At 56.6% G+C, this 13,406-nt stretch carries 14 protein-coding genes; 8 read left to right on the top strand and 6 right to left on the bottom strand.

Going from position 1 to position 13,406, the window contains the following annotated elements:
- Positions 1-11 precede the first annotated feature (11 nt).
- Positions 12-461 (bottom strand): hypothetical protein, encoded by a 450-nt coding sequence (locus tag CDUR_RS03130; protein WP_179418954.1) that lies wholly within the window; start codon positions 459-461, stop codon positions 12-14.
- A 481-nt stretch (positions 462-942) separates the two neighbouring features.
- On the opposite strand from CDUR_RS03130, the gene CDUR_RS03125 reads away from it, so the two are divergent.
- A complete protein-coding gene (locus CDUR_RS03125) occupies positions 943-1,203 on the top strand; it encodes a WhiB family transcriptional regulator (RefSeq protein ID WP_040359724.1) in 261 nt (86 codons plus the stop codon).
- Positions 1,204-1,339: 136 nt separating this feature from the next.
- Positions 1,340-1,414 carry a 50S ribosomal protein bL37 gene (locus CDUR_RS12955; RefSeq protein WP_011274008.1) on the top strand — a complete coding sequence of 25 codons (75 nt, stop codon included), beginning with the start codon at positions 1,340-1,342 and terminating at the stop codon, positions 1,412-1,414.
- A 474-nt stretch (positions 1,415-1,888) separates the two neighbouring features.
- On the opposite strand, the gene rsrA is transcribed toward CDUR_RS12955, so the two are convergent.
- Both rsrA and CDUR_RS03115 read right to left on the bottom strand, forming a co-directional pair.
- Positions 1,889-2,155, bottom strand: a complete 267-nt coding sequence (gene rsrA, locus CDUR_RS03120) for a mycothiol system anti-sigma-R factor (protein ID WP_179418953.1) — start codon at positions 2,153-2,155, stop codon at positions 1,889-1,891.
- Positions 2,152-2,751, bottom strand: coding sequence for a sigma-70 family RNA polymerase sigma factor (locus tag CDUR_RS03115; RefSeq protein WP_179418952.1), 600 nt, complete (start codon positions 2,749-2,751; stop codon positions 2,152-2,154). The genes rsrA and CDUR_RS03115 overlap by 4 nt, the downstream gene beginning before the upstream one ends.
- Before the next feature lie 128 nt (positions 2,752-2,879).
- On the opposite strand from CDUR_RS03115, the gene aroA reads away from it, so the two are divergent.
- The 5 genes from aroA (at position 2,880) to CDUR_RS03090 (ending at position 11,041) form a co-directional block, all read left to right on the top strand.
- Positions 2,880-4,211: a 3-phosphoshikimate 1-carboxyvinyltransferase gene (gene aroA, locus CDUR_RS03110; RefSeq protein WP_179418951.1), complete on the top strand. Its 1,332-nt coding sequence runs from the start codon at positions 2,880-2,882 to the stop codon at positions 4,209-4,211.
- Positions 4,204-5,211: a ribosome small subunit-dependent GTPase A gene (gene rsgA, locus CDUR_RS03105; RefSeq protein ID WP_179418950.1), complete on the top strand. Its 1,008-nt coding sequence runs from the start codon at positions 4,204-4,206 to the stop codon at positions 5,209-5,211. Before aroA ends, rsgA begins: the two co-directional genes overlap by 8 nt.
- 63 nt (positions 5,212-5,274) lie before the next feature.
- Positions 5,275-6,558 (top strand): chloride channel protein, encoded by a 1,284-nt coding sequence (locus CDUR_RS03100; protein WP_179418949.1) that lies wholly within the window; start codon positions 5,275-5,277, stop codon positions 6,556-6,558.
- 45 nt (positions 6,559-6,603) lie between these two features.
- Complete coding sequence (locus CDUR_RS03095; protein ID WP_179418948.1) at positions 6,604-7,173, top strand: phosphoesterase; 570 nt, start codon at positions 6,604-6,606, stop codon at positions 7,171-7,173.
- A gap of 388 nt (positions 7,174-7,561) precedes the next feature.
- Complete coding sequence (locus CDUR_RS03090) at positions 7,562-11,041, top strand: DUF5979 domain-containing protein (protein WP_179418947.1); 3,480 nt, start codon at positions 7,562-7,564, stop codon at positions 11,039-11,041.
- A gap of 101 nt (positions 11,042-11,142) precedes the next feature.
- Here CDUR_RS03090 and CDUR_RS03085 read toward each other — a convergent pair whose 3' ends face one another.
- The 3 genes from CDUR_RS03085 to CDUR_RS03075 form a co-directional block, all read right to left on the bottom strand.
- Complete coding sequence (locus CDUR_RS03085) at positions 11,143-11,586, bottom strand: hypothetical protein (protein WP_179418946.1); 444 nt, start codon at positions 11,584-11,586, stop codon at positions 11,143-11,145.
- Positions 11,587-11,797: 211 nt separating this feature from the next.
- Positions 11,798-12,304, bottom strand: a complete 507-nt coding sequence (locus CDUR_RS03080) for a DUF6912 family protein (RefSeq protein ID WP_179418945.1) — start codon at positions 12,302-12,304, stop codon at positions 11,798-11,800.
- Positions 12,305-12,307: 3 nt separating this feature from the next.
- Positions 12,308-12,718: an HAD family hydrolase gene (locus CDUR_RS03075; RefSeq protein ID WP_006062493.1), complete on the bottom strand. Its 411-nt coding sequence runs from the start codon at positions 12,716-12,718 to the stop codon at positions 12,308-12,310.
- A gap of 172 nt (positions 12,719-12,890) precedes the next feature.
- On the opposite strand from CDUR_RS03075, the gene CDUR_RS03070 reads away from it, so the two are divergent.
- A complete protein-coding gene (locus CDUR_RS03070) occupies positions 12,891-13,400 on the top strand; it encodes a hypothetical protein (RefSeq protein WP_179418944.1) in 510 nt (169 codons plus the stop codon).
- The last annotated feature ends 6 nt before the right edge of the window (positions 13,401-13,406 follow it).

Below are 13,406 nucleotides of genomic sequence, written 5' to 3'. Positions count from 1 at the left end.
GTTGTGATTGTTTAGTATGTTTGTGCAGCCCACGCCAGTGAACGGGGATGAAAAGACAACCCCAAACCGACAAGCGCGATCACCCCGACCGGAATGGCCCACAACCACTGCCCAGCGGAAAAAATGTAATACGCAATGGGGAGCAGCAGCATCTGCAGCATAATCACCGGACCGCGCCCCCAGCGTTTACCCCGAAGCATGTTCACGCCCGCAAACGCGACAACGCCAAAAATGACAAAAAAGAAAACGGCGGTCCCGTATCCCAGCAGGGGGCCACGCCCCTGCTCGCTGAACACCGCGCCCACATCGTGGGAGAAAAACGCGTTATACACCACCAAAAACACGGCATAAGCAATGCCTGCGAGGCTTTCACCGATGCCAAGCATCCCAGCCCAACGGACAGGTTCTGGAGGGATAGTGCTGGCGTGGCCGCTGGTTTGGTCATGTGGAGCGCTGTTCACAAAAACACAGTCTATCCGATGGGTCTGACCGCCCTTTTGTATCATTTCTGCAACGCTTTCCGGCATGTCACATACCACTGGTTTGACTAAAACAGTTTTTAGGTACTCACTATATTTTTTTCGTCATTTCTGCAGCTCAATCGGGCAATAAAAACATAGAAGCAGAGTAGCAAGTTCTCTTATTTTTGCCCTTATCGACTAAGCCACGCGCACTTAAATTTGTGAATTGCAACACATTTGTTACCGAAACCCTAGCCAAGCAGCGAGGCGCGTGTCATGATTTGTCGGTAGCAAAGATGTCCGACATTTGAACGGACACGATTCAGGCGCGGCATTAAGTCCATACTTAATGCCACCAGAGAACCACTACTCATCCGCCTTACGGCATTCCATTGGCTTCCCCTGCCACAAAGCATCTGGGTAGTTCTGCTCAACCACGCCACCAGCCCGTTAGTTTTAAAAATTGAAAAGGAGAATGTACATGGACTGGCGCCACAAGGCTGTTTGCCGCGACGAAGACCCTGAGCTGTTCTTCCCGGTCGGTAACTCCGGCCCCGCTCTCGCACAGATTGCCACCGCAAAAATGGTGTGCAACCGGTGCCCCGTCACCTCCCAGTGCCTCGCATGGGCACTGGAAACCGGCCAAGATGCCGGCGTATGGGGCGGCATGAGCGAGGACGAGCGTCGTGCTCTCAAGCGCCGCAAGAACCGCGGCCGCGGCCGCACCCGCGCAGCCGTCTAACCCGATCGCGCTACCAGCGATGCTGGACCCGACGGTTTGGCTGCCGATTGGAACGGCACACTGACAACACGATAAGGTTGTCACGATATGGTTGTTGTCGGTTGACACACCCCGGTTTCGGATAAAGGAGCACAACATGAGCAAGCGTGGACGCAAGCGCAAGGACCGCCGCAAGAAGAAGGCAAACCACGGCAAACGCCCCAACTCTTAAAACATCGCAAACCCCCGAATTGTGCACACAGTTCGGGGGTTTACTTGTGTGTGGGGTGTGGCGTGAAGTGTGTATACGCTCCGGTCAAAGGTGTTGTTGGGCCTTGGCGGTATACACACTGTGCGGGAGCGGGCAGTTTGATAGAGTGCTACGGCTGTGTGACTGGCGATGATCTATCAAACTGTCAAAAACCCCTGGAAAAATGGCAGCGTGATAGAGCGCGGCGAGTGGGAAAGCCTTGAACACCGTTAGTGCAAACTTTTTGCATAAAGATAGGTCCACCGCCAGGTACGGAAACACCCCGTTTTCGAGCCCAGCGATGGACCTATATGACAAGCACGTAAAGTGTGCTTATCTCCAAGCCGAAAAACACCCCATTTTCGTGCTTGAGCATAAGCACATTGTGCGCGGGTCGAACCCACACTGTGGAATCACAGCAAAACTCCAGAGGCTCGTATACTACTTCTTCTCCCCTCAGCCGTCAGTGCGCGTGACACGGATGGAGATGGTGATCCTCTCGCGAAGTGCCCTCGGCGCGGTGGTCGAGCAGCAGCGTCGCAGCATGGCGCGAACTTCCTGTTCCAGGCCCAGTTTTTCAAAGCAGTGTGGACAGGTGTCGAAGATATGTTGCAGTTCGCTGCGGCGTTGTGGTGTCAGTTCATCGGCGGTGTCGAGAAGCTCAAACACTGAACGGTATACATCGTCGCAACCGCAGTGGCAGGATTCGGCTCCAGTGCTCATTTTGTGCCGCCCTTCTCGTAGTCCAGTCCGATGCCTTGTTCGTGCGCTACTTCTTTTAACAGATCACGGAGCTGTTTTCTTCCACGATGAAGGCGGCTCATCACAGTACCGAGTGGCGTGTCCATTATTTCGGCGATTTCTTTGTAGGGCAGCCCCTCCACATCGGAGTAGTACACCACCATGCGATAGTCTTCGCTGAGCTGGTTCAATGCCTCGGTGATTTGGGAGTCCGGCAGCAGTTTCAACGCCTCGACTTCTGCAGACTCCAAGCCGGAGGAATCATGGGACGCGTGGGAAAGCAGCTGGTAATCAGTGATCTCTTCCGTGGGTAATTGTGAGGGTCGCCGCTGTGCTTTGCGGTAGGAGTTGATGTAGGTGTTGGTCATGATGCGGTACAGCCACGCTTTTAAGTTTGTCCCCGGTTTGAAGCGTTCGAACGCCTGAAACGCCTTCACGTAGGTTTCTTGGACAAGATCCTCCGCGTCGGCAGGGTTGCGGGTCATGCGAAGCGCTCCGCCGTATAGCTGGTCTAGCAGCGGCAACGCATCCTGTTCAAAGCGTTGAGCCGGGGTTAATTCTGCGGCGAGCTCCGTCATGTGATGGGTGCTTCCTTCTTTACGGTCAGGGGCATTTATCCCATTGTAAAGGACCACATATCCCCACATTGTGTACCGCAGGCAGTTCTGGGGCGGTAACCAGCACGGCGTCGATAAGCAAAAGTAAGATGGTGGGCGTGGAAGAGTTGAGTTCAGAGACGCTACCTGTGTGGCTAGCCCCGCACACGCGTACCCCCATTGATGGGGTGATTACGGTGCCCGGTTCCAAGTCCATTACTAACCGTGCGTTCATTCTGGCGGCGCTGGCGGATGGCCCGTCGGCTATTGTAGGGGCGCTTCGCAGCCGCGACACCAACCTCATGCTTGCTGCGTTGAAGAGCATTGGTGTGGGTGTGCGGGACCAGGGGTCGGAAATCCACATTGAGCCCCGCCCCCTGCGCGGCGGCACCATCAACTGTGGGCTCGCAGGAACCGTGATGCGTTTTGTGCCGCCCGTCGCTGCGATCGCCACCGGAACAGTATTCTTCGACGGCGACCCACAGGCCCGCACACGCCCCATGTCCACCATGCTGGACGCGTTACGTGAACTGGGCATTCAGGTACAAGGCGACGCCCTGCCTTTCATCATCGACGGCGTCGGCACCCCCACCGGAGGCACCGTGGATATCGACGCCTCAGGATCCTCCCAATTCGTTTCCGGCTTACTACTCGCCGGGGCTCGGTTCAGTAACGGGATCACCGTCCGCCACACCGGCGGGAAACTGCCCAGCATGCCGCATATCGAAATGACCATCGCCATGCTGGCCGAGGCCGGGGTAACCGTGGACACCAGTCGCGCCAACGAATGGACCGTCCCCGCCGGGCCAATCAGCGGGCGGACCTGGCGTATCGAGCCAGACCTATCCAACGCCACTCCCTTCCTCGCCGCAGCCGCCGTCACCGGCGGAACCGTGCGTATCCGGCACTGGCCACAACGCACCACCCAGCCCGGTGACGCCATCCGCGGAATCCTCGAACGCATGGGGTGCACCGTTGACATCACTGCCGTTGGCCCCAGCTACGACCTCGTGGTCACCGGCCCCGCCGGGGGTGTCTACGGCGAGCACGGACTCAAGGGCATCTCCATCGACCTCTCCGACGTCGGCGAACTCACCCCCACCGTCGCCGCGCTGGCAGCGTTGGCCAACACCGAATCACGACTCACCGGCATCACACACCTTCGTGGCCACGAAACCGACAGGCTAGCTGCACTGACCAGGGAAATCAATAATATCGGCGGGCAGTGCACCGAACTGGCCGATGGGCTATGCATTTCACCGATCCCCCGCGAACAGCTGCACGGCGGCCTTTGGCACTCCTACGCGGACCACCGCATGGCCACCGCAGGTGCCATCATCGGACTCGCCGTCCCCGGAATTGAGGTCGAAGACATAGCCACCACCACCAAAACACTCCCCGACTTTGCGAACATGTGGACAAAGCTGGTGGCGCATGGCTAAACGCGCACACCGCGACTGGGACGAATCCGATGTAAAAATCCGACCAGGAAAAGGCTCCCGCCCCCGAACCAAAGACCGCCCAGCCCACAACAACGCGCAGTACGGCATGGTGGTCACCAAAGATCGAGGTCGCTGGGGCGTAGTGCTTGACGACGCCCCCGCAGGCCAAGCCCCCACCGTTTGTATGCGCGCCCGCGAACTCGGCCGCACCGACATTGTGGTCGGCGACCGCGTGGGAATAGTAGGCGACACCTCAGGACACCCCGGAACGCTAGCGCGCATAGTCAGGCTCGACGAGCGCACAAGCGTCCTACGACGCACCGCCGATGACACCGACCCCTACGAGCGCATCGTGGTTGCCAACGCCGACCAGCTCCTCATCGTCTCCGCCGTCGCCGACCCGCCGCCGCGCTCGGGATTCGTGGAACGCGCCCTGATTGCGGCGTTCGTCGGCGGACTCAACCCCGTTATCTGCCTCACCAAAACAGACTTGGCCAGCCCCGATGCCTTCGCCGCAAAGTTCGCCGACCTCGACGTCCCCGTGATCACCTGCGGCACTCACGACCCTATCTCTCACGTGCACGATGTTGTTGACGGCCACATCACCGCACTCATCGGGCACTCCGGCGTAGGAAAATCCACGCTGGTCAACAGGCTCGTTCCCGATGCCGACCGCGCCACCGGCGAGGTCTCGGGGATAGGCAAAGGCAGACACACCTCCACGCAATCAATCGCATTACGACTCCGCGCAGGCGGCTGGATCATCGACACTCCGGGTATCCGATCCTTCGGACTCGCGCATGTTGACGCCGACACCGTTATCGCCGTATTCGACGATCTCGCCGCAGCCGCCGACAACTGCCCCCGCGGCTGCACACACATGGGGCCACCAGCAGACCCCGAATGTGCGCTCGACGAACTCGCCGGCGCAAGCGCACACCGCACCCACGCCGTCCGCACACTCCTGGGCGCGCTACGTACCAACGAAGAATGGATGTAACCGCCCATGGGAGGGACAACTGAAAAGGGAGCTTCCGGCGGAACTGGTCACACCCGACCACACATGACAGAAACACCGCTGAACAGGCTCGCAGTGCTGGGAGTGCTCGCAGGCATAGGAACCGGCCTGCTTGTTGCGGCGCTCAACAGAGCTATCGTCGCCACTGAACGGCTCGTTTACGGCGTTGACCACCTCAAGGCACTTGACCCCGGTTCGCAGGTGACACCCCTGCGGTTAGCGATCACACTTGTTGTCGTTGGGATTATTACCTCGTGGTCGTGGTATCTGCTCAACCGGTTTGGACAACCCGCCGTCTCCGTGCCAGGAACCATGAACGGTACCCCCATGCCGCTCTGGGAAACACTGTGCAGCGTGTTCCTCCAAGTCATCTCCGTTGCGGCAGGTGCGCCCGTTGGGCGCGAAAACGCGCCCCGCGTGGCGGGTGGACTCTCCGCATCCTGGATTGCCACAACATTCAAACTCGACCCCCAAGCACGACGCATCCTCATCGCCTCAGCAGCCGGGGCAGGACTAGCAGCATCCTTCCACCTCCCGCTCGCAGGGGCGCTCTTCGCCCTCGAACTACTCCTGGTAGAAATGACCACCCGTGCGGTAGTCACCACCATGCTCACCTCAGCCATAGCCGTTGCCGTAACCAGCATTTTTATTGAACCCCACCCTATTTTCAGCACCGTCGAACTCAACGAAACCCCGGCGATGCTCGGGGCCGCGCTCATCGTAGGAATCATCGCCGGAATGCTCGGGCATTGGTTCGGCATCGTCGCCCGCAAAGCAGTAGCAGCACGACCGCGCGGTGCCGCCATACTCTGGCAGATGCCCCTCGCATTCACTGTGGTAGCCGTTATTTCCTACCTCGTCCCTGGCGTAAGCGCCAACGGACGCTGGGCGGCTGACACCATTTTCACCACAGGACTCCCCGTAGCCACACTGCTTCTCTTTGTGGTTCTGCGCATGGGAATCGTGATTATGTGCTTCCGTGTAGGCACCGTCGGCGGAAACCTCACACCGGCTTTTTCTCTTGGAGCCACGACGGGGTCGATCATCGGAATAGCACTAGCCGGACTATTTCCTTCCCTAAGCCTCAGTGCATTCGCCATTATGGGAGCCGGCGCATTCCTCTCCACCACCATGGCCGCACCCATGTTCGGAATGATCGCCGCCATTGAGTTCACCGACATGCCTGCGCAAGGCTATCTCCCCATGTTCGTTGCCGTCGTCGGAGCAGCGCTTGCCGTACGCCTATGGGGAATAATCACCAACAAAAACCAACGTATCCAACCCTTCACTTCTGCGGCATGGACCGGCGAGGCAGAGGTGAAGCCATAGATGCCGGGGTTCGTGATGACGTGGCTATCATGGAGAAAATACCGAATGAAAACGAAAACAGCTTTTCTTATTAGCGAGGTATGTGCGCCGTGGGTGACAAACCTATGGTTTTTTCTTGTATTAGGTGCCACATCACACGCATGGCCTGCAGCGATAACAGCAATCCTAGGCACATCAATCATGCCAATGGCTGCGATTAGGGTACTGACACTACAAGGAAAAGCAGAAGGGCGCCACGTTCAGAAACGCGAACAAAGATACATAGTTTTTGCAGCGATTTTTGTGCTGTTGGGTGCAGCACTCGCGGGATTATGGCATCTTCATACGCCAAGAGTTATATGGGTCTCTGTGCTATCAGCTGTCATGTTCATTGCAACCTTCGCCGTAGTAACTCGGTTGTGGTGCAAAGCATCAATCCATACTGGTTTATGGGTATGCGTGACCATTTTTCTAGCCTTAACAGTCTCGCCTCTATGGTGGGTGGCGCTGGTTGTAGCCCCAGTTATTGGCTGGTCGCGGGTCGTGCTAAAAGGCCATTCGTGGGGAGAGGTTGGCGTCGGTGTCATCGCCGGGGCAGCGGTGACGGCAGTGTCCTATCAACTCTTTCTAACGTAGTTGATAGGACTTCTCTGAAACCAAGGGAAGCGGTCGGCAACCACAACGGGGCGTCGATACGCGCGGGTATCCGTGGCAGCGCAGACAGCCCACTCCCCCCCCCTCACTCACCCCTCCACACCAGTCTCACGACCTAATCCTGAGACTTTACTTATCAGCAGGTGAGCTACCTTTTTAGGAAACGATGCGCGCTAGATTCCTCAATAATTGCAGGTCAGGCCACTGTAGCTAATCTGCAGATAGTTGACGTGCGAACAAAACTGGGAATATTCTTACTTCTTGTCAATCATATTCTTCGGTAAAAGCAAGCTTTTCTTGGTCTTGGCCCATGAATGTCGGCCAAGACCAAGAACCAGCCTCCGCTTTCCACGGAACACAAGGAGTCCCAATGGTATTACCCTCCTCGTCGATAGCGCTTCCGCGCGCGTCGGCACCGCGGGTAGCCGCAGCCATTTCTGCAATCCTTACGCTGTTATTGTCACTGGTAACAGCCATTCCTTCGGCACATGCCACCGCCAACACGGACATCATCATGGACGAGATGTCCCTCATTTCCTCCGACGCCAATGGCGTTGAACAGACCCAGAAGATTTACGTCAGCGGTGTCGCAAAGCTGAAATTTAAGTTCCACACAGTTAAACCTGAAGCCGTCGTGCATCCTGGGGACCACTTTGTTATCGGCTTCCCCGAACAATTCGAGGGCCGCGATAGTGCCGGGCACCGCTTTGACCTGAAACGCGACGGCACCAAAGTCGGCGAGTGCGAAGTCCAAAACAAATCTCTTACCTGTACCTTTGGCGACGAGCTCAATGCCATGGACAAGAACGAACTGAGCAACCTCACCGGTAGCGGCGAGTTCCTGCTCAGCGCAACCGCCGAATACCAGCAGGAAACCATCAACTTTACGGTCAACGGTAAAGAGACCGAGGCGAAGATTCCTGGCGGCATCATCACCCGCTCCCCGCAATACAGCGCATTTGACCTGAACAAGTACGCAACTCCCATCGGCCCCAAGAACGCTGCCATTCCCTGGTACATCTCATTCAACACGGAAAACCTGGCTAAAAAGGTTGGATCTGAGTCCAAAGGCAAGAGCGGCAAGAGCACTATTTTTGACGGCCGCACCGAGCAAACCTTGACCTTCACTGACCGTCCCGGTCCTGGCATCACCCACGTCAAGGACCCCAAGGACTTCAGGCTGTTTTTCAAGCGCAGCAAAGACGCCCCTGATTCCGAGCAGAAGCTCATTGTTGATGGTGCACAGCGCACTGCAAACGGCTTCACCATGGAAGTCCTGCCCTCTGACACCGACACCATCATCAGAATCACCGGCCCATGGCAGGCGAATGCCTCCTACGTAATCACCGCCCCCACCACTGTTGAAGGCGGCAACGCCAAGCAGGGCGTGATGTACACCAACGATGTTGATCTAGACATCAACGGAACGCTGCAGACCGCCCACGCCGAGATTCACTACACGGAAACCGGCCGCGTGGACGTAAACCTGGAGCCTGGGTTCAGCTCCGTGTCTGTGGAAAAGCGCCTTGAAGGCGATGCCACGAGCCTGGTTCCCACCGACGCAAAGTTCAACGTCACCGTTGACTACAAACTCCCTGAGGGCCGCACGTTCAGCGATTACCCAGGTTGGAAGCCTGTGGGCACCCCGAACGCCGATAAAACCGGCGGCACTGTGACCCTCGAAGCAGCTCTGGGCAAGACCGAAGCCCTCATGTCTCCCCTGCCGAAGGGCTCCGTGGTCACCCTTTCTGAAAACCTGGACAAGGCTCCGGCTTCCGACAAGATCGCTTGGGACAAGCCGAAATTTGCAGTTGGTAACAACACCGGCGAAAAGATCAGCTTCACCACTGAAGGCGGTAAAGTCACCGCCGCAACATTGACCAACCACGCCAACAAGAAGGCTCAGGCCAAGTTCAACCTAGTCAAAAAGATCAACCCAGCCGGGCTTTCCCAACGCCAGGTGGATGCGCTGAACAATTCCGACTTCGCGCTCACCTACCGCTGTGTTGCGCCGCAAGGCTCAAACGGCAAGGAGATCACCAAGACTGTTACGGCCAAGCCGAACACTCCAGTGGAAACTGAAGTCATTCCTGAGGGTTACACCTGTACTTTCAGCGAAGACATGGCTAAAGCTGCGCGTGACGGTTTCGCCGAGCCGAAACTCACCATCAGCCAGAATGATGTCAAGGTTGGTGCGGACACCAAGCCCGAGGTTGAATTCATCAACAGCTACACCAAGCAGGCTGTTGCGCTGAAGGTCACCAAAGACGTGCGTATCGACGGCGCGCTCAACGACACCGACAAGAAAAACCTCGCCGAGTTCCAAAAACAGCAGTACAACGTCAGCTACCGCTGCGTCGATCCAGCAGACGACAAAGCTCCGGCCGTGGCGAGTGCCGTGAAAGTAGCCGGCAACGGTCAGAGCGTCGATACCCTGCCCATTCCGGTTGGTTACACCTGTACCTTCAACGAGGACCTGCGCAGCGCCGCACGTGACGGCTACGGTGAACCCAAGCCCACCATCCCCGGCCCGATCACCGTCGAGGCAGGTAAAAAGGCTGAAGCAAAGTTCGTAAACACCTACCCGCGCCTCACTGGTGACATCACGCTCACCAAGACCGTCACGGGTATCGACGCCGCGAAAGCCCCCGCTTCCTTCACCTTCGCCTACAAGTGCAGCGACGGCACCACCGGCACCAAAGACATCAAACCAGGCGCACCTGTTCCTCTGGGCATCGCTGTGCCCTACGGCACCACCTGCGACATCACTGAAACCAACGGCGCTGTTGCTGGGTATGACCTGAAACTGGCTCAGGCCCATAATGTTCCGGTGAACGCGCCGAAGGTGAACGTTGAGGTGAAGAACGCTTACAACAAGCAGCCTTTCAGCCAATTTGCCATCACCAAGAACGTTGAAGGCGCAGAAGCTGCCAAGAACAAGACCTACGAATTTGATGTCACCTGCGGCGACGAAAAATTCACCATGAAGGTTCCTGCTGGCCAAACCGTCACCTACAAAAAGGAATTCAAACCCGACACCAAGTGCACGGCAACGGAGAAAACCGAATCCGCAGAAATTCCGGGATACAGCCACACCGTTTACCCGCAGAAAACACAGGAGATCACCCTTGGTGTGAACACCATCTGCGCCGTTGAATTCACAAACAAATACACCGAGCAAGGCAGCTTCACCCTGACCAAACAGGTCGGCGGTACCGCAGCGCCGCTTAACGGTGGAAAGAAATTCAACTTCACCGCAAGCTGGATCAACCCCATGACCAAGCAAACCGAAACCAAGGACTTCACCCTGGGTGACGGCGACAAGGAGGAATTCAAGGGTCTTCCGATAGGCACCGTGGTCACCATTCAAGAAAAGAAACCGGACAACACCATCGTTTCTGAATGGAACACCCCTGGTTTTGCCACAGACAACGCTGCCGCACTTGTCGATAACGGCAACGGCACGGCAACCATCACTGTCCAAGCAGGAAGCTTCGCCGCTCCCACTCCAGTGAAAATCACCAACACTGCCAACATCCCCTGGTGGTGGCTGCTGGTACCGCTGGTTCCCCTGGCCATTGGTGGTGCAGCCAATGCCGCCGGATCCAGCGATGGAAACTACACAGCTCAAGCTGGGCAACTCCCGCCCAACTCCCCCAACAGCCCCGCAGCAAACGGGAATGAAAAGGGAATACCCAAAGCATCCGAGCAAGCACAGCCTCAAGCAAAGAAAGAAGGCGGAGTGCTCGCCAACACCGGCGCCAGCGTGATCGGACTATCCCTGATCGCCATGCTGGTACTCACACTAGGTGTTGGCCTCATGATCGCTGCGAAACGGCGCAAAAACTAAACAGTAACTACGCCGCGTAACAGCACGCCCCCTGTTCCTTGTCTGACAACCGCAAGGAACAGGGGGTGTGGCGTTGGTCGGGTTATTTTACACGATAATTTTTACTTGCTATTTTCTCGATACCATTTAAAGCGATAGTCAAGAAGATCGTGCACTTGTTCTCGATCAACACCAGCAAAATCAGGCACCTGGACAATTTTACTATGCATACCTTTAAGAAAAATAGTTACACCAGTATTCCCTAGTGAAGTCTCACGAACGTCATGCCAGGCTATGCGCTTAGCACGAGCAAAACCTTCACGGATTTCCACTCCGGTCTCATCGATAGTCAACACCAACGGTCTCACAATGCACACAATAGAACCTATGCAAAAAACGAATCCAAATATAGCGGTCATTGCTCCGCCGATATTTTCATCATCAGAATCCGGTCCCGTAATAAACGTCGCAGACAAACCGACCAGCATTAAGAAAAATCCGATTAAAACCCACCACAAATAGGGAGTTCTCTTCTCAACTAACTTTATTTGGCCATAATTGCGCAAACCAACACTCCCCTAATATGATCATCCACCTATACTTACCAATATTTCGACCATTTTCTTCGCCACCCCCAGACATGCACATATTTATAGAGCCCCACACTTCTCAACTGAATTGATTCAATTTGACCCAAACCCATTTTCATCTACACACAAGTAGTCAGGTAACGCCGAAGAATAGAATCCCAGCCCCCGGTCCCCCGACCTGCGGAACCTACATCAACTCAACCAGCACGGCGAGTTCAACCGGGTCGTACCAAGCCATGAAATTGTCGTCAGCATCGCCAACAGTGAACTCGGCATCTTCATCCCCAAGGTCCGCGGCGTCGATAGCTTCAATAGCGGCAGCGGTGGCGGCTTCAGAGGACTCAATGTCCACGTGGATGGCCGCTACAGCATCGAGCTCTACGTGCGCGGGGCTGAGTTTCACCACTGATTCCCCGTTGTGGGGCTGCAACTCAACCAGGTTGTCGTCGATATCCGCAGAGATGACCACGCGACGGTGCGGGAATGCTTCGTTGTCGCCAATGGCTAGGAGGCGGAGGGAGGCCCGGGCGGCGTCGATAAACGCGAAATGCGCGACCTCCTCGGGGTCGCCAGAGACGAAGTAATCATTAAGTGCGGGGGTGACGGCAAAGCCGTAGCCGGACCGCACGGTGAACCCTCCGGTGTCGCTTAATTCTTGAAGGGTGCTAAAGGTTGCCGGAAGGTAGACTCGCATGTTTTAGAATTCTCCCTCGATTCCGAAGAGACCGGTCACTTCCACCACAGCTCTATCAAACTGCTGGTAATAGACACCAACCATGCCACAGTCCACGGCGGCACGGACATTCAGTATTGAGTCATCAACCATGACACAGTCTCGCATGGGCAGGTCAATGGTGTCTGCGGCGATTCGGAATGCTTCGGGGTCTGGTTTGTCCGCTCCGATCTCCCCAGAGAGCACCACGGCGTCCACAATACCGTGGTATTCCAGTTCACGGATCGGCTCGGCACCGGGACCGCCCGGGTCGTTGGAAAGCACTGCGGTTGCTACCCCATTATTGCGGGCGGCGGACAGCAGGCTACGCCACCTGGCCTGGTCCTCCTCGGGTCCATCTAGGACTCCGCAATAGTCAACGATCAATCCGCGCACGCGCCACCTTCCTTATTACGTTTTCAGTACAACCGAGCATAGATGTTTTATGTATCGCCTTCATTTGTGACATAGTAAAACCTAGCCCGATTTCCTCTTTTTGTCGCGCACCCCACGCGATAGAACATGTGATTCAAGCCTGCCGTGGAAAACACGACACAAAGGAGCACATATGCTTACTGTGATTCCCGGCATGAGTTACTTAAAAACGCTGGTGCCATGCGCGCCGATGGCGCCACTGACACATACATCAGACACATCTGCGCGGGAGATGCGCGTCCCGCCCGACCTCCACCACGCTACAGTGCTTTTAGTCACAGTAGCCCTGGGAGTGGCATTCGGCAGGCGTCCACTGGCACACATCACCCCTCAACGCTTCAGCTCGGGTGTACGCATTCATGTCTCAGCGCGCCTGCGACAATCCACTGTCCGTGGGGCTGCCAGGTTACGGTCACTGCATATTTTTCCGCTGGTTGTCCCGTCTACGCCGCGTGACGACGCCCCTCCCCCGCCAACTTCCACAAACACTGAGGGCACTGCCCCTCAGAACGCTGTCACCGCCGCTGAGGTGTGCGGCACATGCGTCGTGGGCGATCATTCCTTTGCTTTTGCCGCGCGGCTGCAGCGGCGTCGGGTCATAGAAAAATCGGAGTGGACCATGGTCGCACTCCGAATCTTCTAACTCGCC

The sequence above is a fragment of the Corynebacterium durum genome (assembly GCF_030408675.1).
Classification (GTDB): domain Bacteria; phylum Actinomycetota; class Actinomycetes; order Mycobacteriales; family Mycobacteriaceae; genus Corynebacterium; species Corynebacterium durum.
This window is presented reverse-complemented; position numbering and strand designations above follow the sequence as displayed.